This window comes from Shewanella psychropiezotolerans (genome assembly GCF_007197555.1).
In the GTDB taxonomy this organism is placed as follows: domain Bacteria; phylum Pseudomonadota; class Gammaproteobacteria; order Enterobacterales; family Shewanellaceae; genus Shewanella; species Shewanella psychropiezotolerans.
Window position 1 is genome coordinate 2,112,464 of sequence record NZ_CP041614.1, and the last position, 23,711, is coordinate 2,136,174.

The 23,711-nt window shown below is 43.8% G+C and carries 16 protein-coding genes and 3 pseudogenes; 12 read left to right on the top strand and 7 right to left on the bottom strand.

Annotated features, from left to right (window positions below):
- Nucleotides 1-87: 87 nt before the first annotated feature.
- Entirely contained in the window at nt 88-2,091 is a 2,004-nt protein-coding gene (locus tag FM037_RS09410; protein WP_144045781.1) for a methyl-accepting chemotaxis protein, read from the bottom strand.
- 445 nt (nt 2,092-2,536) lie between these two features.
- Between FM037_RS09410 and FM037_RS09415 the strand changes: the two genes are divergently transcribed.
- The 3 genes from FM037_RS09415 to dsbB all read left to right on the top strand — a co-directional run bounded on the left by FM037_RS09415 (nt 2,537) and on the right by dsbB (nt 5,961).
- Entirely contained in the window at nt 2,537-3,751 is a 1,215-nt protein-coding gene (locus FM037_RS09415; protein ID WP_144045782.1) for a C45 family autoproteolytic acyltransferase/hydolase, read from the top strand.
- Nucleotides 3,752-3,846: 95 nt separating this feature from the next.
- Nucleotides 3,847-5,229, top strand: a complete 1,383-nt coding sequence (locus FM037_RS09420) for a serine hydrolase domain-containing protein (protein ID WP_144045783.1) — start codon at nt 3,847-3,849, stop codon at nt 5,227-5,229.
- 189 nt (nt 5,230-5,418) lie between these two features.
- Nucleotides 5,419-5,961, top strand: a complete 543-nt coding sequence (gene dsbB / locus FM037_RS09425) for a disulfide bond formation protein DsbB (protein WP_144045784.1) — start codon at nt 5,419-5,421, stop codon at nt 5,959-5,961.
- A 516-nt stretch (nt 5,962-6,477) separates the two neighbouring features.
- Here dsbB and FM037_RS09430 read toward each other — a convergent pair.
- The gene (locus tag FM037_RS09430; protein WP_185976996.1) at nt 6,478-7,062 is read right to left on the bottom strand and encodes an NAD(P)H-dependent oxidoreductase; all 585 of its coding nucleotides are present in this window, start codon (nt 7,060-7,062) and stop codon (nt 6,478-6,480) included.
- A 118-nt stretch (nt 7,063-7,180) separates the two neighbouring features.
- Here FM037_RS09430 and FM037_RS09435 point away from each other — a divergent pair, with 118 nt between their 5' ends.
- Nucleotides 7,181-7,606 (top strand): MarR family winged helix-turn-helix transcriptional regulator, encoded by a 426-nt coding sequence (locus tag FM037_RS09435; RefSeq protein WP_144045786.1) that lies wholly within the window; start codon nt 7,181-7,183, stop codon nt 7,604-7,606.
- A gap of 280 nt (nt 7,607-7,886) precedes the next feature.
- Nucleotides 7,887-8,696 carry a hypothetical protein gene (locus FM037_RS09440; RefSeq protein ID WP_229381133.1) on the top strand — a complete coding sequence of 270 codons (810 nt, stop codon included), beginning with the start codon at nt 7,887-7,889 and terminating at the stop codon, nt 8,694-8,696.
- A 243-nt stretch (nt 8,697-8,939) separates the two neighbouring features.
- Here FM037_RS09440 and FM037_RS09445 read toward each other — a convergent pair.
- Nucleotides 8,940-12,028 (bottom strand): annotated as a pseudogene (locus tag FM037_RS09445) (efflux RND transporter permease subunit).
- A 5-nt stretch (nt 12,029-12,033) separates the two neighbouring features.
- Nucleotides 12,034-13,163: pseudogene (locus tag FM037_RS09450) on the bottom strand (efflux RND transporter periplasmic adaptor subunit).
- 144 nt (nt 13,164-13,307) lie between these two features.
- Here FM037_RS09450 and FM037_RS09455 point away from each other — a divergent pair.
- Nucleotides 13,308-13,931, top strand: coding sequence for a TetR/AcrR family transcriptional regulator (locus FM037_RS09455; RefSeq protein ID WP_144045788.1), 624 nt, complete (start codon nt 13,308-13,310; stop codon nt 13,929-13,931).
- A 55-nt stretch (nt 13,932-13,986) separates the two neighbouring features.
- Here FM037_RS09455 and FM037_RS09460 read toward each other — a convergent pair whose 3' ends face one another.
- The 3 genes and pseudogenes from FM037_RS09460 to FM037_RS09470 form a co-directional block, all read right to left on the bottom strand.
- Nucleotides 13,987-14,580 carry a chalcone isomerase family protein gene (locus FM037_RS09460; RefSeq protein ID WP_144045789.1) on the bottom strand — a complete coding sequence of 198 codons (594 nt, stop codon included), beginning with the start codon at nt 14,578-14,580 and terminating at the stop codon, nt 13,987-13,989.
- A 59-nt stretch (nt 14,581-14,639) separates the two neighbouring features.
- Nucleotides 14,640-15,118 (bottom strand): annotated as a pseudogene (locus FM037_RS09465) (DUF2947 domain-containing protein).
- A gap of 111 nt (nt 15,119-15,229) precedes the next feature.
- Nucleotides 15,230-17,713 (bottom strand): motility associated factor glycosyltransferase family protein, encoded by a 2,484-nt coding sequence (locus FM037_RS09470; RefSeq protein ID WP_144045791.1) that lies wholly within the window; start codon nt 17,711-17,713, stop codon nt 15,230-15,232.
- A 436-nt stretch (nt 17,714-18,149) separates the two neighbouring features.
- Here FM037_RS09470 and pseB point away from each other — a divergent pair, with 436 nt between their 5' ends.
- From pseB to FM037_RS09500, 6 genes are read left to right on the top strand one after another with little or no spacing between them, the layout of a single operon-like run.
- A complete protein-coding gene (pseB, locus tag FM037_RS09475; RefSeq protein ID WP_144045792.1) occupies nt 18,150-19,148 on the top strand; it encodes a UDP-N-acetylglucosamine 4,6-dehydratase (inverting) in 999 nt (332 codons plus the stop codon).
- Nucleotides 19,148-20,293 (top strand): UDP-4-amino-4,6-dideoxy-N-acetyl-beta-L-altrosamine transaminase, encoded by a 1,146-nt coding sequence (gene pseC / locus FM037_RS09480; RefSeq protein WP_144048909.1) that lies wholly within the window; start codon nt 19,148-19,150, stop codon nt 20,291-20,293. The genes pseB and pseC overlap by 1 nt, the downstream gene beginning before the upstream one ends.
- Nucleotides 20,293-21,021 (top strand): pseudaminic acid cytidylyltransferase, encoded by a 729-nt coding sequence (pseF, locus tag FM037_RS09485; RefSeq protein WP_144045793.1) that lies wholly within the window; start codon nt 20,293-20,295, stop codon nt 21,019-21,021. Before pseC ends, pseF begins: the two co-directional genes overlap by 1 nt.
- A gap of 9 nt (nt 21,022-21,030) precedes the next feature.
- Nucleotides 21,031-22,101 (top strand): UDP-2,4-diacetamido-2,4,6-trideoxy-beta-L-altropyranose hydrolase, encoded by a 1,071-nt coding sequence (gene pseG / locus FM037_RS09490; protein WP_265575346.1) that lies wholly within the window; start codon nt 21,031-21,033, stop codon nt 22,099-22,101.
- Nucleotides 22,094-23,164 carry a pseudaminic acid synthase gene (gene pseI, locus FM037_RS09495; protein ID WP_144045795.1) on the top strand — a complete coding sequence of 357 codons (1,071 nt, stop codon included), beginning with the start codon at nt 22,094-22,096 and terminating at the stop codon, nt 23,162-23,164. The genes pseG and pseI overlap by 8 nt, the downstream gene beginning before the upstream one ends.
- Nucleotides 23,154-23,708: a GNAT family N-acetyltransferase gene (locus FM037_RS09500; protein ID WP_144045796.1), complete on the top strand. Its 555-nt coding sequence runs from the start codon at nt 23,154-23,156 to the stop codon at nt 23,706-23,708. Before pseI ends, FM037_RS09500 begins: the two co-directional genes overlap by 11 nt.
- Nucleotides 23,709-23,711 lie beyond the last annotated feature (3 nt).

Here is a 23,711-nt window from a genome sequence, read left to right on the forward strand (position 1 = left end):
AGGTTTAGAGTAACGAGAAGTAGTAGGGGGTATGAAGCGTCCCTCTTTGTTATCTCGTCACTCGTTTATAGTAAGTCAGTAACTTATTTAGGCCCTAAATATGCTGATCTGTTGCTTTATTTCGGCGGCTATATTCGACAACTCCATGGCTGAATCGACAGTCTCGCCGGCTCTTTGTTCGCCGTCTCGGGCAAGTTCTGTGATTTGATGCAGATTGCGGGTGATCTCCTCAGCGACGGCGCTCTGTTGTTCTGTAGCACTGGCTATGCTGCTCGAGGCTATGGCGAGCTCTCCTATGCTGTTAGTGATCTGATTGAGTTGACCACTGGCCTCTTCACCTTGAGTTGCCGATGACACCCCTAGTTGCTGGCTCTGTGCCATCTGAGATGCGGTTGTTTTCACTTGAGACTGGAGTTGATTGATGGTCAGCTCTATTTCTGTGATAGACGCTTGTGTTCTCTGGGCTAAGGTGCGTACTTCATCGGCGACGACGGCAAATCCTCTGCCTTGCTCTCCGGCCCTGGCGGCCTCGATGGCGGCATTGAGCGCCAGCAAGTTAGTCTGTTCGGCGATGCCATTGATGACTTCGGTCACCTTGCTGATGGCCTCGCTCTCTTTAGTGACACTCTCGACACTGGCATGGCTTGAATTTAGCTGTTGGCTGAGTTTTGCCAAGCCTTGGACTACTAGGTTGAGTTGTCCATGACCTTCACGTGATGCCACATCGACTTGTTGGCTCTTGGATGCCCCTTCGCTGGCATGGCTGGCCACATCTCTGATTGACATCGACATCTCTTCGATGGCAGTGGCGATTTGATCTGTTTGTGTCATCAGAGATTGAGCTTCCTCACCGTTGAGTCGTGCGGTTTGCTGAGCATGTGATGCCTGAAGCTCGAGGGTGCTCACGGACCTTTGCAGCGCCAATATTAACTCTTTTAGACCATCGGCCATCTGAGAGGTACTTACAGTGATCATATCAACTTCATTTTTACTGTCTAAGTTTGGTTTGGCAAAGTCCTGGTTTAGCTCTCCTTTGCCCAACATATCCAGTTGTTGCTGCAATTTTTGTAAAGGCTTCAAGGTTCTGACGAGTACCAAAGAAAGCAAGAAGGTGATCACTATGATGCCCACGCCCGCCACCATGGCGTTAATACTGAGTAATTTAAGGCTCTCTTCATTGAGTTCACTCATTTTTGCTATGCCCACAAGATCCCAGTTCCAGCCTGGGATCTTGACGCTATAGGCATACATAGCTTGACTCTGTGAATTGGTATATTCCCATGAGCCCTTATGAGTGAGTGCCTGAGTCATGGTCAGGCCATCTAACATGTGGGCAGTCACTTTTGTGCCGACTTCATAGTGTGGGTGGGTGACGATAGATTGATCACTTTCCCGAATAAGCATGAAATAACCGGACTCTTCGAGTTTTAGTTGGTTCATTGACCGCTCAAGCTCAGTTAATGACTCTGTGATATCAAAGCCGATATATAAAATACCTATGACTTCGCCTTGGATATTTTTAATCGGGCGATACACAGTCATATAATCTCTGCCAAATAACTTGGCATAGCCTTCGTACTCTTCACCCTTGATTAAATGTGAATATCCCGGATGCTTCTTGCCCAGATATGTCCCTAAGGCGCGTTTGCCATCGGCCTTCTTCAGTGAGGTCGAAATCCGCAGGAAGTCATCACCATCGAGGACAAACACAGTGGCATTACCACCAGTGAGATTTGAGTAACGGTCGACCTTACTCTTAGAGGCATTTATCTGCTCTCTTTCGTGAGCCAGTGCCGGTGTGGCTTTTCCTAACACGCGAACGGTTTTATCTGGTTTCCTAAACTGGCCCGGGTACATTGCTCGTAAAACATCGGCGTTACGCCTAGCTAGGGCGAGTAGGTTACTGTACTGCAGCTCTATCAAGTCTGAAGTGCCATGCATTTGTGCCTGTATGGCACTGATCCCTTTGTCTTCCAACACATTGGCGGCTGTGAGATAGGAGATACTACTCAATATTCCGAATACGACGACGGTCAAAATTGACGCTAATGTCCCTATCTGTTTCGCAATTGGCCAGTTTTTATAATTCATGTAGAGGTCCACTCTTATTTTTTTGTAGTGTTAATCTAAATCACTTTAACAATCAATGAATTGATATAGATCTAAAAGCGACATGAATCAGTGTGACCTAAGTTATATTTTTCTTTTCTGTGAAGGCTAAGGGCAATGATGAGGTTAGCTCTGCATGGGGTAAAGGCAAAGAAGCCGACTTAGCTGAAGGCTTCTATAAAGATCAGTTCAGAGTATTAGAGCTTGGCGGCGATACTTGGTTAATTACTTTCATACAATCATTCCAGCGATAAAAGCCAACATCAAATAAATAAACATAAAGGCCGCAATTTAGCGGTCTTTTATACCTACCTGATAAGGGCTGTTAAACACTAAGAGACACCAATTGCTTTAATGATGAATCATCATTAATTAGGGTGTTTAATGGGCACATACAAAACGCAAACCATACAATTTTGAGGTAGACATGAAAAAGTCACTAATCGCACTATTAGTACTTTGCACAGTATTTACATTCACAGCTCAGGCTAAACTATTTCAACATACTGACCAAATCGCTGAAATACAGTTTAACGGTTCGTCTTACGAACTTGGTAAGCATGTTGGTGAGGTTGCTAAAGATCAGATATTAGATTCAATTGACCGTTTTGATTCTACCCTTGGCATGATGCTAGACGGCTTAAATGTTATCTCAATCTCAAAGAGCTTTGAGGCTAAAGATGTATTTAATCGCCTTAAGGTTGCCAGTCCTGAAGCCGCTGCTTATATCAAAGGCCTGTCAGAGTCGCTAAACCGCACTCCTGAGCTCTTATTATCAGTAGCAATGTCTGATGAGGCTATTTTAGAAAGTCAGATGAATGGCGGTATGGGATTCCTACAAACAGAAACAGAGCCTGCTTATAACCCCGCTGCACCAGCAAAATGCACTGTCGCAGCTCAAGACCAAAAGAATGGTTACGCCATGGGCGCGGCTAACTTCGATTACATGGCCGCTAACTACACTGGCTTAATTGTGCTTAAGCATACTGGCCTTGATGGTAAGACTAGTGTTATCCAAACATGGGCTGGACTTATCCCGTTCGGCGGCATCGCTAAAGGCGGTCAAATGATGCTAATGACCACTAATGCTACTGAAGGTACTGCAAGAGAAAAAGCAGGCGGTGAGATAATCGGTGATGGTGTTACACCTTCATTTTATCTCTCATGGGATGCCTACAACATTGAGAAAACTGCAGATCTAATTGATATCTTCAAAGCTAACGATAAGTACTCAGCCTATTTCTCATATACCGTTGCTGATGGCTCTGGCAAGGTTCTCAGTCTTGAAAATGGTTATCCTGCAGAAGTGCATTACTCATATGGCAATGCTAAGGCGCACACTAACCACTCGCTATACGTTGATTATGACTTTGTAGATGAAGCCTTTGCCGCTAACTCTCTGAAGCGTCAGAAAGCCGCTGATTCGTTCTTAGGAGCCAATGACAAGTTTACAGTTGAGCAGGCTCAGGATTTCTTAGGCTCTGATAAAGTTTGGAAAGGACGTGGTGATCTAATGGGTACAGTAACTTCAACTGTATTCAGTGTTACACCGACCAAAACAACAATGATCATTCAAACTGACAGTGTCGGTGCAGGTAAAGGCTCTGTAATTATTGATAACACGCCAGTACCAGCAAGCTAAATCAACACCAATGTTAAAGGCCGCAATTAAGCAGCCTTTAACATTTCCTTAATAGTCCCATATAAAACACAAATCATATTAATCCCGAGGTAGACATGAAAAAGTCAGTAATCGCTTTGTCAGTTCTTTTTGTTGCATTTGGTGCGTCTGCAAATGTGACTTATCATGAGCCTAATGCTCAGTATGAGGCGAATTTGAATGAGTTTGGCGCTGGTGTTAAGAATTGGGAGGAAGCACGTCTAGTGCCGCTTACATTGGCCGATTCACACCTTTATCATTACCATGCAGTGATCAGTGCGCCAACTGAAAAAATGCCAATGAAACTTGTTGGCGGTTTGGATGTCAGCAAGATCATGATTGATGACCTTATTCCAAACAGAAAGATTAGTTTGTATGACGTAATGCGCGATAGAGCCTCGATGCAGAATTACGTGGTAATGAATAAAAAGGGTGAGATCCTTGCCGAAGATTACTGGAATGGCACCGACAAGAACACTAAGAATCACTTAATGTCAGCTCATAAGTCATTTACCTCAATGGCTCTATTTATTGCTCAGGAAGAGGGTTTTTTAAAGCTTTCAGATCCAGCGGGCAAGTACGTAACAGAGTTTAAGGGAAGGAAGTTTGAAAACATCCCGCTTCAAAACTTTGCAGATATGACAACTGGTATTATAGATCTTCCTGCTAACCGTCCTGATTACCATTGGGGTAGCTATGGAGCTGGTACCACTGGCTCATGGGATAGCTCAATGCCTTCTGTTGTTGGTTACAGTGGCCTTGTAAGAAATGATGATGGTGATCTGGTACCGCCTGCGGATGCACTTGGGAATCTTGAAACATTTAGCGATTATCTAACCGAGTTCGTTAAGCATGTCGAACCTAAATATCCAGCTGGTGAAGTTTACGAGTACAAAGATATCAACACAGAGATTTTAGGTGTTGCTATCACCCGTAGCTCAGGCCTCACACTTTCTGAGTTCTTCGATAAGTACCTATGGTCAAAAGGTGGCTTTAACTCTGAAGCGACCATGTATGTGAACCAAGCTAAAGAAAGTGCAGCTTCTGGCTCTTTAAATGTCACTGTGCGTGATTTTGCCATCGGTTCTTTCTTGATGGTTAATGACGGTAAAAACTGGAAAGGCGAACAAGTACTTCCAAAAGCTTATGTAGATGCTGTTAAAAATGGCGATGATGGAGTTAAGCAGGCATGGCCAAAGGTCTCTTATGAGCATATGCTTTTTGAAAATGCTTTCTATAAAGACCAGTGGCGCACAGCTACGCATCCAGTAACAGGCCGCAAGATCTCTATGATGGTTGGTGTTAATGGCCAGTTCTCAGCCTTCGACCATGTTACAGGCAATATTGTCGCTATCTCTGGCGCATATCGTGAACCTTCAGGACTAGGCATGATGAAGCTATATTTGCTGGATACAATCTTCACTATCTTCGACACATTGGCAGTACAGCAAGCTAAGTAAGTCGAGACACTCATTAAAAGGCCGCAATTAAGCGGCCTTTTTTGTACCTGTAAATAGGTGATTACTATGATTATTGGTTGTATTTAGTGTTGGATTGAATGATTTAATGCTTGCTGATGAACATGGTTCACATATCTACAATGGCTAAGAAATCATTTTCTATTCATAATCTAAGGTCTATTTATTTTCATGAGAAATCTAAGTTTTTGCTCTATCTTCCACTGTTTTAAAGACTTTGCTCACTCTAAACTTGCTTGGGGTATTTTGGCTGGCTCAGCTTTATGGCTGGAAACCAGTGCCCTATTTTTTCAGCATGTCATGGATATGGCACCATGCCTTATGTGTGTCTATCTGCGTTTAGCGACATTTTGTCTCCTTATCGCTGGTCTAATTGGCTTCTATGGTCATAGAAATAGATTCATGAGGTTTACCGCTGTTTCGATATGGGGTATGAGCGCCTTTCAGGGGCTAAGCGTGGCGCTTGAGCTCCTAGATATGCAAACTAACCCATCGCCATTTGCAGTTTGTTCATTCGTGCCTAACTTCCCCGCATGGATGCCACTGCATGAATGGCTTCCATCTATGTTTTTGCCAGTCGGATCATGCTATGAGATACCGATATACATTCTAGGTCTGTCTATGGCTGAATGGATGGTAGTAGCCTTCTGTGTGTATGCTGTATTATGCATCGCGTTTTTCATCCCTGCACTATCTCGAACGGTGGAAAAATAATCGAATGTTCATTCCAAGGTCGCAATTAAGCGGCCTTTTTTGTATCTAGCTGAAAACCTCTCCTTATACTTAAACACTCACCAGATTTTGCAATCTTATTGCCGAGTTCTCGCAGGTAACGACTCGCAAAACTTGCAGTGATAACGAAGGCGTTGAATTTGGTGTTGTCAGTCAAAGTCCTGAGCTCTATTTTGTTACTCGTGCTATCGATAAGTGTCGCGCTGCCGGCCTTGTGGTGTTTACGAGCGTATTAAAAGGGAAGGTTTCGACTTTCAAACAGCAAGTGCTGAGTTTTCTAAGCCAAAGGCTGAACAGAGTAAGAAATAAGCAGAAGGGTGATTAAGTGAAACATATATTCAAAGTTGTGGTGTTGGCAAGCGTTTAACCCCAATGGCAGCACTAGCAGATGCAGTGACAATACTATCAGTGAAGCAGATTGAACTTGGTGCTTTATTGATACAAAAAGCCCCTGCCAATTCTCTATTGGCAGGGGCAGGTATTAGGAAGCCTAAAACTTTACATTTCGCCTACTGCACTGATAACGTCATTAGCTGCAAAATCGACCCAGTCTGCAACAGAGCGCTGACGATAACCGCCTACGCCATTAGCGACATAAGATTGATATTTACATCCAATCATTCCAGCAATGCCTTTCATCATGCGATCATCACAAGCGATATCTTGTAAAAACTCTGATGAATAGTCACCACCACGGGCACCGATATAAAGCATAGAGCCCTTACAAAGACCTTCAGTGCGACCTTGTTCATTATATCTGAAGGTAATATTAGGAATTATGACGGTATCCCAGAATGCCTTAAGAGCTGATGGAACTGTCAAATTCCACATTGGAGCTACAACAATAAAATAATCGTAACTAACAAAATCAGTTGCAGCTAGACCACATAAACCATGCGGGTTCATGTAATCTTTGAGGGTGTCACCATTGATATGTGCATATTCATTGGCACATACATCAAGAGTCGTTACCTCAACTTGCGGATGCTTAGCTTTAAATTCATTTAGAGCAACTTCGCCTAATGATAGGCAAACTGAATCTTTAATTTCTTTGGGGTTAGCAGTGATATACAGAACTTTCATTGACATGCCTATTTGGTTTAAGCTTAAACTTGAATCGCACAATATAGATAAATTTGCACCAAATCAAGTTTAAGGTTAAATTACTTTGGGTTTAATTATACTTTTCACATGAGAAAACATGAGAGCAGAATCAAATATGGGTGGATTGCTTGGGATTAGCAGTCGATTACTGAACAAAAAACTAGAAAGTATGTTCGTAGAATCAGATCTTTCAATCACTCAAATGCAGTGGGTTTTATTGCTAGAGCTAGAAATAGGGGAATATAAAACACCTGCAGCACTCGCTGACAGAATGATGAAAAGTAGAGGTGCTATAACCCAATTGATCAAAGCATTAGAACGAGCTGGAATGGTAGAGAAAAAACCAGACATAGATGATGCGCGTAGTTATTCGTTAGCCATAACAAAGCAGGGGATCGAAACTGCATCCAAAGGGAAAGCTCTGGCTCATTCTTGTTTGGAAAATGTGTTCGATAACTTTTCTAAAGATGAACTTGCTACTTTTTCTTCATTGCTAAAAAAAACTGTAAAAAACCTGAGTTAAAATATCGTGGGGAACTCTGTTCCCCGTTGCTATCATCAAGACCTTCCCTGTAAGATCTAAATTCCTTCGCTTACTTCGTTAATGCAGCAGGTATTCAAGGTATTTAACCCAAAAGATAGAGATGATCACAGCCTACATATCTTATCAATCGATCGCAATACAGGCTCTGAACATCTTCTGCAAAACACTAATAGTAACTATTAATCCTAGTGTGTTTTTGAGAAAATTAATGGTGTTTAATACCGTCATACCGCAAACAAATAACATTTAAGAGATGAGAATGACAAAATTAAACACCACTTTAATAGCTTCTATGATTGCTCTATCTACCTCAGCAGTTGCTTCTGAAGAAGTTCATGTAAATCCCAGTGATTTAACTCAAGTTAATACATTCATCAGTGGTTCTACATCTAACGAAGGTGATCTTAACGTTATGGGCGGCATTGCTGGCCAGTATTCAGAGGGTAATAACTTCATTGGCCTTGTTGAGCACACTTCAGCAACTAAGCCATCAGACGATGATCGCCTAGCTCAAAATACTCGTTTACGTTATTTCCAAGTGTTCGATGTAAGTGAAGGTGTACTTCCTCAAATAGGATTCAGTGTTGATTATATGAAGTCTTGGAAGATGAGCAGCACTGAAGATGCTAGCCTTGGTACCGATTTAATTGCTCTAGGCGCAATTGCTAAAATTCAGATAAGCGAATCAATCAGCGTGTTCCCGAATGTCGCTTATGTTGTCGGCAATGCCAAGGCTGGTGTTAATAATAGCGAGTTCGACCTTAAGGGCTATCAGTTTAACTTATTTGGTTCATGGGAACTTGATGATACAGGCTCATATATCGTGGTTCAGCCCCAATTCATGCAGCTTGATATCGATAGTAAAGATGGTAAATCAGGTGGCGCTAAGGTCGATGTACTCAAGATTAAGACTGGTGCAGGAATGGCGTTTACCGATAACGGCAAATGGTGGGTAGAGCTTAGCCATACCTACACAAAAACTAAAGGTGATGTTGAGCACGTTGGTAATAAGTTTGACATTATCGACAACGATAATAAGGTTGAGTTAGCAGTTAGTTACTACTTTTAATCGGAGCATACTCCCCCAGTCATTCAATAGTAATCGTGAAAAATCAATGATTAGTAAGAGTAATAAGGTGATTTAGATATTGTTAAATCAAGAGTCTTGCCAGCTTTATTGCTGGCTTTTTTATAGTCGAGACGCCACGACACATTTTTATTAACCTTGTTAGCATGAGACTATAACACTTGGCAGAGTTATTTTATGTGGTAGCAAGGGAGCCCAAAAATGACTCCCTTGGATGTAGTGTACTTAATTGTTTTCGGTGACTAACTCTCTTGGGTTTATGTGTGTTTTAGATTTTCTTACTGGCCTCATAATGAGTTTATACATAGTAGGTACCCAGATCAGCGAGAGTAAGGTGGTGAGCAAGGTACCTCCGGCAATCGCGATGGCGAAGGGGGCCAGAAGCCACCACCGGCAATAATCAAGGGCAGGAAGCCGCCGATTGTGGTAATGGTTGTGGAGCCGATATGACGGCCACAGCCCGATACGACTCTGACTATGGTGTCTATATTGCCTTCTCTGGCGTCACTTTGGTCCTCAAGCTCGGCCAGGATGACGATAGCCGCATTAATGGCTAAGCCCATCAGACCCAATAGGCCGATGATCACGGTGAAGCCAAAGGGATAGCCGAACAGGTAGACAGCCAGTAAACCGAGTCCCGCCGACTGCATCGCACTAAACAGAATAATGGCCGTTAGCCTGAATGAGTTAAATGACAAGACAACCGTTGCTAATAGTAAGGTGACGACCAACACCAAATTAGACAGTAGGTTACCTACGGCCTCATTGCGTTTAGCACTCTCACCGCCGACTTCTATATGATAGCCCGCAGGCAAGTTAAGCCCGTCTATTCGCGCCTTAGCATCATCGAGTACCTGTTGAGGCAGCACGCCGCTGACAATATAGGCTTCTATGGTATTGACCCTCTGGCCATCACGGCGAGGAATCGCACCGCGGCTGACTTGGATCTGGCTTTCGGCGAGGGCCGATAAGGGAATGCCAGCTCCCGATGAGGATACCAGGTTGATCTCAGATAGCTTGGTCTGCTGCTCCCGAGTACTGTCTTGTAGCCTGACTCTCACAGGGATCGATTCAGTTTGCTCTAAGATACTGCCGCCATTGATGCCAGTCGTGGCCATTTGGATCTGCTCGGCTATCTCAGTCAAATTGAGGCCGCTCATCAAGCTGGCATCTTCATTGACCTGAAACCATATCTTGGGGGCTCCAGCGCTTAGCGTGGCTCGCGTGTGTATCACATCCGGGGTATCGCTTAAGATGCGCCTGACTTCATCGCCTATCAGCCTGAGTTGATCTAAGTTAGGGCCAAATACCCTTAGTTCAACCGGGGCATTGAAGGGAGGGCCTTGCTCCAACTTTCTGACTAATATCTGCGCCTCCGGATTGGCGAGATCGAGGGCTTGTTGCAGCTGAGGTATGAGACGGTTAGCGGTGTCGAAGTCTTCGACTTTGACCATGGCCTGAGCGTAATTGCTCGCGCCTTGCTGGCGTTGAAGTAGATTGTAATAAAAAGAAGGCGTATTGCCACCTATGACCCAGTCTATACGGGTCACGCCCTGAGTCTCTCTTAGCTGTTGATCCATTTGTTCAACGAGATGGCGGGTACTCGCCACGCTCGCATGGGGGGGAAGATAGACTTCAATTTGGAACATATCCCGGTCTGAGGGCGGGAAGAATTGTTCTGTCATCTGACCCGAAGCAATGAAGCCTGTGATAGGTAAGATGCCTATTAACAAGCCTGATAGCAGAGGGCGCTTGAGCGCCAGGGTCAGCGAAGCGTTAAATAGCTTACTGACTTGTGGCAAACGTATGCCTCTTTGATACCATTTGTCTTGATCTCCTTCTACACCGAATCGGCCCGCTAAGCCGGCTATCAAGGTGTGAGAGATGATGTATGACCCCAGCAGGGCAAACATGACCGAGATGGCGATACCACCGACAAATTCCCCGGCTGCACCGGGCATAAGAACAATCGGGGCGAAGGCGAGCATGGTGGTGATGGTCGAGCCAGCCAGAGGTAACCATAGGTGTTTCAGCGTCGCGCCGACCGCCTCGACTCTCGATAAGCCCTGTTGTCTTCGCTGGGCGATGGCATCGACGATGACGATGGCATTATCGACCATGATCCCCAGCGCAACTACCAGGCCGGTGACAGACATTTGGTGGATAGGCAGGCCGATGTACTTCATGCACGTTAAGGTGAAGAGTGCTGTGAGAGGCAGAGATAGAGATACGATGAGGGCATTGCGCAAACCTAAGGTCAGCATCAAGACCACCAGAATAATGAGGAAACCTAAGAGTAGACTCCCTACCAAGCCGCCGAGCCTGTCACTGGTATAACTCTCTTGATCGAACAGCCATTGGATCTCGATATTGGCCGGAACCGATGCCTGCATCGCCTCGACTTCAACTCTGACTTTGGCTAGCCAGAGGTCCACCCGGGTATTATTGAGCATGCGGGCAGCCACCATCACACCTTGCTCCAGCTCTATGAGGGCAATGGAATTGGCTGGTGTCTTAGCTTGTTTTTCTATGGTCGCGATATCGCCTAAGCGGATAATCTGGCCCTGATCATCCACTTTCAACGGTACTCGGCGGATCCTCGAGAGTGAGTCGAGCTCTCCGGAGACTTCAATCAGGGCTCTGAAGTTATTGTTATTAATCTCTCCGGCAGACACCTTAGTATCGGCGTTACTGAGAATACGGGCTATGGACGCCGGGGTGAGTCCAAGCTGATTGACCTTGTTGCCATCGAGTTGTACCAATACCTCTTCGGTAGGGGCACCATAAAGCTTGACGAAATCTGTCCCGCTGAGCAGCCTGAGCTTACTCTGTAACTCTTTAGCATAACGGTTGAGCATATCGGTACGAATTTCACCGCCGCCTTTCCAAACCAGTCCTAAAATGGCGGTGCTGGCATAGCCAATTTGATCGTCCAGTAGTGGATTCTGTGCGGCCTTGGGTAATATCGGCTTGGCATCGGCGATGAGATCTCTCGCCCTGGACCACACAGGAGCTGTATCTTGTACACTGTCTTTAAGTTCGAGTTGAATAACCGAAATGCCTGGCCTGGATGTAGATTGGATCAGTTTCAGCTCTTCTAACCTGCGTAGACGATTCTCCAATACTTCGGTGACTAAGGCCTCGACTCGTTCGGCCGATGCTCCCGGATATTGAGTGATCACCGAGGCGAAGCGGTTGGTAATATCGGGATCTTCCATTCGCGGTAAGCTGGATATTGCGCCTAAGCCAGCCACTATCAAGAGGGCGATAAATAAGCTTGCTAAGCGTCCATTCTCTACTAAAGCTTTAACCATCTTGTTTACCTCGCAGCCGTGGCAGCTGTAGATGTGGGTTTGACACGCTGACCTACGACCAACTTATGCAGACCTCGATCGATATAAGCCTCATCGACATGGACCGCGCCTCGAATGAAGGCCATGTCATTCTTGGTATAGAGGATCTCTATGTCCCTTCGTTCAATATTGAAGGTTTCACGATTATCCAGGTTTAGCTCTGAACTCAGCACATACAGGTTCCAAAGCCCCCGAATGCCATCGGTGAGCGCCGAAATCGGTATCCAGAATCCCGCTTGATAGATCTCTTTCTCGTAGGCCAAATAGACTATCTCGCCATTGAGTACCTTTGAGTCTTTCGGCAAAGAAAGACGTACCGGTACGGTTCGGGTCACTGAATTAACTTCGGCGCCAATGCCTTCTATATGAGCCTGATAATCTGTATTGGCCACACGGAGTGATATTGTTTGTTGGGGACTCAGGTGTTGTGCCACATTAACTGGCACCCCTATGATGGCTTGAGGGTTGTTATTCTCGACTAGGGTAAAGATGGCGCTGCCTAAGTTGATGACTTCGCCTAGGTTGCTACTTCTTTTACTGATCACACCATCGAAAGGGGCGAGCAGTGATGATTTTTCTATTCTCAGAGCATTGGCATATACGGCTGCCTTGAGTCTTTTCTGACCGGCAATCAGGCTATTGAGCTGGCCCTTGAGCTCATCGAGTGTCTGCTCAGAGGTGTATCCCTGTTTTTTCAGCTCCAGACTTCTGTTTAAGGTACTCTTTGCCAGTTGCAGATCGGCGCTATTTTGTAACACGCTGGCATTGAGCTCATCTCGTTCGGCTTCGAGCAGTCGAGTGTCTAGCTGAGCCAGTAATTGGCCGAATTGAACCGAGTCGCCGCTGTCCACGGCAATGAGTTTAATCTTCCCCGCTAACTCGAAGCCTATGCCTGTGGTGTTACCGGCCTTAATCTTGCCGGTAAACTCTTGAGTATGATGATAAGAGGGGAGAGGGTAAGCGTGGCGGTAGTCACTGTTTGCACTATTGGTGACCCAGCATGCTGAGTCACCTCACCCTGACACGCAGCAAGAGAAATGGTAAGCAGTAGGCTTATTGAAACTCTCGAGTTTGAGACGGCTGTTATAATACTCATCCTGACACGCTTCCTTGGTTAATCTGGAGTTGCAAAAAAGTTAAACTAGACTGCCTAGTCTATTTACAAAGAACTGGACTGTCTAGTCTACTTTGTGATTAAATGTGTCTGAAATATAAAAACCTTGTTAAAAGAGGCTAGTGCATGGAATCGGTTACTCCGAATGAAAATTTAACTCGAAGCGAGCAAAAACGTCTGCAAATACTCGAAGCGGCCATGGAGCTTTTTTGCGGTCAGGGCTTCCCCAATACCAGTATGGATGAGGTCGCTAAGTTAGCCGGTGTCTCGAAACAGACTGTGTATTCTCACTTTGGCAGCAAGGATGAATTATTTGTCGCATCGATAGAGTCACGATGTGTGGTTCAACGCTTAGCCGAGGATGTGTTTACCGATCCTAGTCAGCCTGAAATAGCCCTGAGTTGTTTTGCCGAGTATTTCGGTGACTTGATTGTCAGCCCGGAAGCGCTGAAAGTGTTTACTACTTGTGTGGCTCAGTCTGAGACCCACCCAGGAATATCGGCGCTCTTCTTCGATGCCGGTCCACAACACTTACTTAACTTATTGACCGGCTATTTTGAAGACGTGCACAAGCTAGGTGTTTACCAATTTGATGATTGCCGCAGCTGCGCGGTGCGACTCTGTTTGATGATGTATGGTGAGATGAGATTAAAGTTGGAGTTAGGCTTAAACGTAGATGATCTGGTCGAGGGGCGTGCTGACTACTTAACAGGTTGTATTACTATGTTCTTAAAGGCTTATAAGGTTTAGTCGCTAGAAGCAGCTTAATCCTAGGGCTTGAGGCCCAGGATTAAGCCAGATATAACTATTTGCCTAACATGGCTTTTTTGAGACTGGTTTGTGCCGGGCTGTCACCCAGCCAAATTTTCAACAGGGCTTGTCGAAATGCTTCACCTTCAATGGTGTCCTGTGGGACGCCATTTTTATAGGCTGTGACACCTGAAACCTTACTGGTTACCAGAGTAAACTGGTCACCCTCTTTTATCTCGTCACTAAATAGCGCCATAAAGGCATCTATTTGAGCTTGGATGTCTTGGGTATTGCCATCGGTCGCGTCATCGAAACCATCTATGATGGCATCACGCATCTTATCTGAGGTGATCATGCCCGAGGTGATATTTAATCGAACCGCAGACTCCTCAGCTGATATAACCCTAGCCAAATCAGCGGAAGGGGCCGTTAGGTATAAACTTCCCACATAAAGATCGATAAAAAATTTACTGCGAACGCCTGCACCATTGAGCTGAAGCTGGCTGTCATTAATAACAATCTGCTCGGCGATATCGACGCCGGATATTTCACGTGCGCTAACCTGGCTGCTTAAAGCCCCGCTTAAGACAATGGCACTCATGAGCGTGGCTAGTGTGGTTGTAGTTAAAGAATCACTGAGGGACTTCATATAACCTCTTATTTTTTGTTATTTGGTTATGGGGGGGAGCCCAAGTTAAAACAATAGCATTAACCTCTATGACCAATCTGATATTGACCATCTTGATGGATCAGTGCCGCTTGTTTGTGTTTAGGGGATATTAGCAGGGGTCCATCATCGAAGAAAAGAAAACATTTCCAATTGCGAACAAACACATCCCAACGAGTCTCGATAACCTGATACTTCTCATAACAGAAATAGACGGGAGTATTATCGGCCCAATCGAAATGAGCGGCAAATATCTCAGGAAGTGCCACTTCTTCACTGTCCCAGGCACTCTGCCAGTCATCGGCTTCAACCCAGGCTTTGTCTTTCGCGGCCCAGTCGCCTTTAGAGAACTGCTCTGCACTACTGCTACGATTACTGATCCATTTGTTCCAAACTTCCATCGCCCCTTTCTGATCCAGCGGTTTGATAAACGCCTTATCTTCATCGGTCACAGGTAGATCTTTATGGTTAAAAATCCATTTACGTTGGTATTGCTCTAGGGGATGTAGGTATGTGCCACAAGGCCTCGCTGTCGGGGGAAGAGATATTCAGCGGCTATTATACGGTTTGGTAGGCAACAAGGGAAACGGCGCCAGCCGATAGTCTATCCTGCTGGCGCTTATTGGTTAATTTATCTGTTAATCTGCTGCATGTAACTCAGCGCCGCTTGGTTATCTGAGTCTAAATCCAATATATTTTGAAAGCATGATTTTGCCCCGTTGATTTGGCCAACTTCAGCCAAGAAAATACCAAGCTTAAGCAGCACTGGAATATCTTCAGGATATTTCTCTAAATAATCAAGGTACACATCTAAGGCTTCTTGTGGTTTACCACTGAGCTTTAATACTTGAGCATAGTGAGGGAGGTATTCATCGCTGTATTGAATAATTTTAGTGAAATTTTCTGTTGCTAACTCGAGCTTACAGAGTTTAAGAGCAAGATGGATTATCTGTTTAAATTCAGCCTCATGACGAAGCTCTTCTGGGGTCATTAATACTGTTTCAAGTGCCGATTCAGGTTTGTTTTCTAACATCTGCTGGTAACTCAGCGTGAGATGATAAAGCCTTTTTATTTCATGGTCAGTATCAATAAAAGGGTAGGTATATTGCACTATTTTGGAGATGCCCAATAGGTGTTTGTTGTGTAATAAAATTTGTAATTTATTAAAAGCATTGTCTATAAATGGAACAGCGGAGTCATCGCTCTTATCAATGAACTCTTTGACAATAAATTGTTCATTATACTTTTCTTTAGCAGCCTGAAGTTGGGCAAGGTTATTTGATGCTAAGTTCGCATATTGCTGTGGTTGTTTCTCTTGCCACAACAAGGCTCTTCCCCATTGTTGGTCGTCATTCCACTGTTGGAATAATGTGTTAATGTCGCTCGAGGGTTGGCACTCATTCATTCTAGAGTTTAGGCGGGTAATTGCAGAGGTGATTAGCCCTGACAACTCGTTGGCGATAGTTTCAAATGCCTTGTAATAGATACGAGTCTTCTCGTTGACATCTTGTTGTGACCACTCTTCGTTTTTCTTGGTTGAGAAAAATGAAGAGAATTCATAGTAACCGTAGAATTTTATTAAATTAGCTAAGTTTTCAAATTTTGTATTGATTTTTTGTTCTACTTTGTCGATTTTCTCCGCCAAAATAGCGATGCGTTTTGGGTTGCCATCGGCTAATTCAAGTTTATCAACAAGGCTGAGTGCGCTTGTTACTAGAGTGTTGAGTCGTCCGAGGTTTTCCTGAGTTTTTGTTAGTTCACCCAGAGTGTTATGTAGAAGGTCTAACTTTTGCGATAGGGGAACTTGATAGGTCTCAGGTTTCAACATTTGACGCTGACAATCTGTTATAGGCTCAAGAGAGACATGTTGTGGTGCGATGTAATCTATGCCATCGACTTTAGCTGCATCTTTCGATAGATTTATGTAAGTAGTGTTAGGAGCATCAGCAACGGACGCTTGCAAAGATTCTATGGCATATAAGAGTTGTTTAGGGGTCTCAGCCATTTCTTCTGAATAGGTTTCAACCCATTCAAACATCTCGCCAATATCAGGGGCTAGGCTTGCACCGTAGGTGCCTTGTGTGTGAGTTATACCTGTTTGAGAGTGGCAAAAGTCGACGCCACAAAGGAGCACCTGTTTAAATCCCATCTCGACAGCGATTTCAATCGCACTATTAGTTACGGTTGGACCAACAGATTTTATATTATCGTGATCGCAGGAGCTATTCCAAGGGAAACGTGTCCCCGTGTACAGCGAGCCCCCTCTCCATTGGCCCAAAATCTGTGGCGCCACATGATAGGAATTGATCAGTAATGCATCATGTTCTATTTGCATCAGCTCTTTGTTAACATCGAAGCTAAGGGATTGAGGATCGACAGACACGACGATATCGGTTTTTATATTCAGTTTAGCGAGCTTACCTACGACCCGAGATGCAGCAATGATCACTAATTTGTTTGCGTTCGTCTTTATCCATTCAATACTATTATCGAGTGATGGGCCGCCGCCTAATACGATGCAGGTTTTGCCGATAAACTTCTGTTTTAAGACCCTTGCTGGCAGTAAGTTTTCAGCAAGGTTGTGCAGCTGTGCTTTTACAAAAATTTTCTGTGTAAAGCCAATAGAATGTTGAAAGTATTCACTTTCAATCGCTTTTACTACCTGAGCATTAAGCGTGCAATAGGATTCGAGGTAGTTGCCCTCGACAGAGATCGCCCTGTGTATTTTGAATTTTTGTTTAACGATATAGATATTATTTTTATGTTCTGCAATAAGAGTTGTAAACTGCTTGAGTGATGTAATGTTAAAGTCGTTTTCAAGTTCCTTTGGAATATCGATATTAAGCAGAGTTAACACTTCTGATAATTCAATGAAAATATACTTACAGCCAGCAGTTAGAGGGCGCTCCATTACGTAGTTAGCCAATAGTCCTGAGTCTGATCCTATGATGATGTGCAGCGTATCTGGAGTAGATAAGGCATTTTTAAACTTTTCATCATAGAGAGAAATCGAGTCTATTTTTTCAAATGTATGACGATTCACACTGGGAAGGTAGCACTCGTTAAACTGACTAATTGCAAACGTTTTGGATATTTCAGATTGGGTATCAAGCATTATCGCCTCGTTAGTTCCATGGGCACAGACCTTGTCAATTAATTGTCATTTCTTGGCGATTAATTAAACAATCTTAAGCTGTTTACCTCATATTTCATTTCAAAAGCGATAATTGTGCCAATCGCGGAATGAAACATTAATCTATCGCAGTTTTATACAAATTTGTACAAATAGTTGATTTTCCTTCCCGAGAAGCAAAATAAGGTTAGACAATTAAAATTAAGTTACTAAAATTACAGATGTTTATAATATTAAAAATGCCAGTATTTTACCTTTAATAATTTGCTTCATTAATGCTTGCAGTCGAAAGTCATCAATTGTGGTGTAAGACTTGCAAAGACACTCGTAGGGCTAACATTAAAAATTGGCTTTGGCCAGCTGGCATAAACGATTGAATAATCGAGCCGGACTGCTTAAGCAACAATTTGGAGAGTACATGTTTGACAATAAATCGATCCTGATAACTGGCGGCACTGGCTCGTTTGGTCAGAAATATACTAAGACGATTTTAGAGAGATATAAGCCCAAGAGGTTGATTATCCTTTCCCGTGATGAATTGAAACAATATGAGATGCAGCAGATTTATAATGCGCCTTGTATGCGATATTTTCTTGGCGATGTGCGTGATGGCGATCGTTTGATGCAGGCTTTTAATGATGTAGATTATGTGATCCATGCTGCTGCTATTAAACAGGTTCCAGCCGCAGAATATAATCCCATGGAATGTATTAAGACTAACATTCATGGTGCTGAAAATGTGATTAAAGCCGCTATAGCGAATAAGGTGAAACGAGTCATTGCACTCTCAACAGATAAGGCTGCAAACCCAATTAATTTGTATGGGGCGACCAAACTTGTTTCCGATAAGCTATTTGTAGCAGGCAATAATATTGTCGGTGAGGAAGAGACGCGATTCTCCGCTGTTAGGTATGGTAATGTGGTGGGATCGCGCGGTTCTGTAGTACCTTTTTTTAAGTCTCTTATCGCTAATGGCGCAACTTCACTTCCAATCACTCATCCTGATATGACTAGATTCTGGATAACGCTGCAAGATGGTGTTGATTTCGTATTAAAGAATTTCTCGCGAATGCAAGGTGGAGAAATTTTTGTGCCTAAGATCCCATCTGTGCGTATTACTGATTTAGCACAAGCCTATGGACCTGGCCTTAAGCATGACATCGTTGGGATTCGCCCTGGTGAAAAAATGCATGAGATTATGTGCCCTGCTGATGACTCACATCATACCATTGAATTTGACGACCACTTTGTTATCACTCCCAGTATATCTTTTTTTGGCAAAGAGCATGACTATCAAAATAACCTTTTAAATGAGCAAGGCAGCCTTGTTGAAGAAGGGTTTGAGTACCATTCCGGTAATAACCCAAATTTTCTTTCAATTGAGCAAATAAAAAAACTCGAAGAGGGTGAGTGTTAATGATTCCATACGGCCATCAAAACATTAATCAAGATGACATTGATTCAGTCGTCAATGTTTTAAAGTCGGACTATTTAACTCAAGGGCCTCAAGTTCCTCTGTTTGAATCTAGTATTGCCACTTTAACTCAGGCGCGTTTCGCTGTGGCGTCTAGCAGTGCTAGCGCTATGTTGCATGTAGCGTGTCTTGCGCTAGGCGTGAGCAAGGGAGATAGGGTATGGACCAGTTCTATTACTTTTGTTTCTTCTGCAAATTGTGCGCTACATTGCGGTGCCGAAATTGATTTCGTTGATGTCGATATCAGTACAGCCAATATGTGCCCAAAGGCACTTGAACTAAAATTACAGCTCGCCGAGCAAGGCGGTACTTTGCCTAAGGTCATTATTCCTGTTCATATGGCTGGGCACAGTTGCAATATGGAGGCGATTGGTCGCTTAGCTAGACAATATAATATCAAGGTGATAGAGGATGCAGCTCATGGTATCGGAGGCTATTATCAAGGCAGAGCAATAGGTTGCTGCCAGTATAGTGATATTACAGTATTTAGCTTTCACCCTGTAAAGATAATCACGACTGCAGAGGGCGGCGTGGCGACCACTAATGATGCCGAGCTTGCTAAACGCATGAGGTTATTTAGCAGTCACGGCATCACTAAAGAGATTGAACAGCTTGTGAGGCCTGATGAGGGCGATTGGTATTATGAGCAGCAACATCTAGGTTTAAATTACCGTATGACTGATCTGCATGCAGCCTTAGGTAATAGCCAGGTGCATCGTATTGGTGACTTTATTGAACGAAGACATCAGCTGGTTGCGCGTTATCAGCAACTATTTGTAGCGATGAACCTAAAGGTTGTGACGCCACTGTCTGACAGTGTCAGTGCTTACCATCTATTAATCATTCAATTACCTGACTGTGTAGACCGAAAATTTGTTTTTAATCGCATGCGTGAGATGGGGGTCTGTGTTCATGTTCACTATTTTCCTGTGCATCTTCAACCCTACTTTATGGATCTTGGATTTAAAGCGGGCGACTTCCCTAATGCTGAACATTATTATCAGCACTGTTTAACTCTTCCCCTATTCCCGGATCTTACTTTTGAGCAGCAAGATGAGATTGTTACCAGCTTAAAAGGGCTTGTTTAATGAATGTTGCAATTATCCCTGCCCGTGGTGGCAGTAAGCGCATACCCCAAAAAAATATTAAAGATTTTTGTGGTAAGCCAATGCTTTCGTATGCAATCGAAACGGCCCTAATTAGTGGATGTTTTGATGAGGTCGTCGTCTCTACAGATTGTCCTGTAACAGCCACTTTAGCTGAGAAGTGTGGAGCAGTAGTGCCCTTTATGAGGCCCGCATCTCTCTCTGACGATCACACTGGCACAACTGATGTTATAAGGCATGCAATTAAGCAGTTAAGATTGTTAGATTATGACGTTGAGTTGGTATGCTGCCTATATGCAACAACGCCTCTTTTGCAAGGTAAGACTCTCAAGCGGGGGCTAAAGTTATTAACTTCTGATGACTCAGTGGATTTTGTTTTTAGCGCTTGTCATTTTAGCTTCCCGATCCAAAGAGCCTTGATTGAAAATGAGTTCGGAGGAATTGAGCCTTTTGATCCTAAGAGTATAGGCCAGCGCTCTCAAGACTTAACACCAACATATCATGATGCTGGCCAATTTTATTGGGGGAGGGCTGAAGCGTTTTTAGATCCAACTCGGTCAGTTTTTGGTTCTAACGGAAGAATGCTTTTATTACCTACTCATAGAGTTCAAGATATTGATACTATCGAGGATTGGTATCGAGCAGAGATTTTATATCAATTGTTAAAGGTGGAAGAAAGTAAAGGTAACCATCACAATGAGACAGCGTAATTGCATTATTTGATCCGTACGGATGCTTCAGACTCCATTGGCTCAGGCCATGTAATGCGTTGCCTTACTTTGGCTAATGCGATAATAGCCGAGGCGAAGGGTTTAGGTGAGAAGGCTCAAATTACATTTGTGTGCGCCAGTCATTCAGGTCACTTGCAGAGGATGATTCGTGAGCAAAACTTTACTGTGATAGCCATAAAACCATGTGACACTCAGCTTAAAGATGCCGAGGCTTGCCTAAGCAAACTAAATCAAAATTATGACCTGTTGATTGTTGACCATTATGGATTAGGAGCCGAGTTTGAAGTCCTGATGAGACAACAATGCCATCATGTTATGGTAATTGATGACTTAGCTGATAGGCATCATCATTGTGATGTTTTGCTAGATCAAAATCTTTTACCCAATTCAATTAACCGGTATCACTCTTTCATCAATTTTAATTGCACACCTCTATTGGGGCCTAAATACTCCATACTACGCGCTGAATTCTACAATATAAGAAGGAGTATGGTGACAGATAGCCAGCGTTTGTTAGTTTTCTTGGGTGGCTCAGATCCCGCTAATTTTAATTTAATGGTACTGCAATCTATAGCTATGATACCTGAGCCTATGAATGTTGACTTAGTACTCGGTGAGCATAACCCGTGGAACGATGAGATCATTGAATTGTTTAAAGAGGCAGATTGGCTGACTGTGCACATTCAATGTAGTTATATGGCCAAACTCATGAGTGAAGCACGCATGAGTATCGGTGCTGGTGGAAGTAGTCATTGGGAGCGGTGCACTTGTAGCTTGCCAGCTTTAGTCATGACAGTGGCAGCGAATCAGTTGGCTACCACTGCATATTTAGCCAGCTTAGGGGCATGTATCAACCTAGGAAAAGCGAAAGATATTAGCGTTATAGAGCTATCTAGGCTGTTAGTTGATCTATGGCAAGATGAAAAAAGATTAATTAACTTAAGTGATGTGGCACGGCAACAGGTTCCTACAGCTGGCACTCAGCGTGTTATTGAGCAGTTAAATAGATTTAAGCCAAGTGTGGTCCATCTAGGATATATTGGAGATCGTAATGAATAAGCAGCCTGCTATTGTAATTGGCAGCCATATCATAGGTGTAGGCAGTGCCCCTTTTGTTATTGCCGAGTTATCAGGAAATCATAGTCAGTCTATTGAAAAAGCGAAGGAGATGATTCGGGTCGCAAGTGCGTGTGGAGTTCATGCCATAAAGTTGCAAACCTACACGGCTGACACTATGACACTCAATGTCCAAAAAGGGGAGTTTGTCATCAATGATGAAGATAATTTGTGGAAAGGCGAGTCGTTACATTCACTTTATAAAAAGGCAATGACGCCATGGGAGTGGCACAAACCACTGTTTGAATATGCCAAATCCCTTGGTTTAGTGGCTTTTAGTTCGCCATTTGATGTCACTGCGGTTGAGTTTCTTGAGGCGCTTGAAGTGCCTTGTTATAAAATTGCCTCCTTTGAGAATACCGATCATGAATTACTTACAGCAGTTGCCCGCACTGGTAAGCCCGTTATCATGTCGACAGGTATGGCAAGCGAAGAAGAGTTGACTGAATCAGTACAGTTACTGCGGCGCGAAGGTTGTGAGCAACTTATTTTGTTAAAGTGCACTAGTCACTACCCTGCGGATCCAGTGGATGCCAATCTACAGACTATCCCAGATCTTGCTAATAAATTTTCTTGTCAGGCGGGGCTGTCGGATCACACCTTAGGCATAGGTGTTTCGATTGCCGCAGTAGCTTTGGGTGCAAGCGTACTAGAGAAGCACTTTGTTCTAGACCGCTCGCTCGGTGACGTCGATGCTGAATTCTCCATGGAGCCTAATGAGTTTGAGTTATTGGTGTCAGAAAGCCGCCGAGCACAGTTAGCATTAGGCAAAGTCAATTATGGGCCTGTCGGACAAGAAATTGAGTCGGTAAAGTTCCGTAGGTCGTTATACGTGGCTCAGGATTTACGTAAAGGTGATACATTTAACCGTGAAAATATCCGCTCGGTTCGCCCTGGCTTAGGCTTGCCTCCAAAGCATCTAACAACATTTATTGGCAAAGTGGTGAGCTGCGATGTTAAAGCTGGCACGGCATTAAATTGGGATATGCTCGCAAATGAGCAATAACAAGGACACGTGGCCCCCTAAGTTTGAACGTTATGGTGTGACGTTATCGCCTATTGAACCTGAACATTTAGAAATGATAAGGCAATGGCGAAATAGTCCTTCAATACAACAGTATATGCTGGATCAGCGAGAGATATCTCAAGTGCAACAGCAGGCTTGGTATTCTGGGCTAATCAAGGATAAAAGTAGACTTTATTGGTTAATTATATTCAAGAATACACCAATTGGTGTAGCTTCTATTTTAGGGGTCGATGAGACAAGGGATTCTGGAGAGCCGGGTTTGTATATTTACCCTGAACAATATCGTAGTAATATTGTGCCATTTTGTGTCGCTTTTGCATTAAATGATATGGCTTTTTTTGAGTTAGGACTTAAGCGGCTAGATGCTATTGTACTTAGCGAGAATAGTGCGGCGCTTCGATTTAACGTTAAATGTGGCTATCAGCAAAATGGTGAGCAAACCAAGGGGCAAATAGGCATGACTCTGAAACCTGACGCCTACATAGCTGCTCGCGATCCATTAGCTAGGTTTATTCGGTATTAAGGA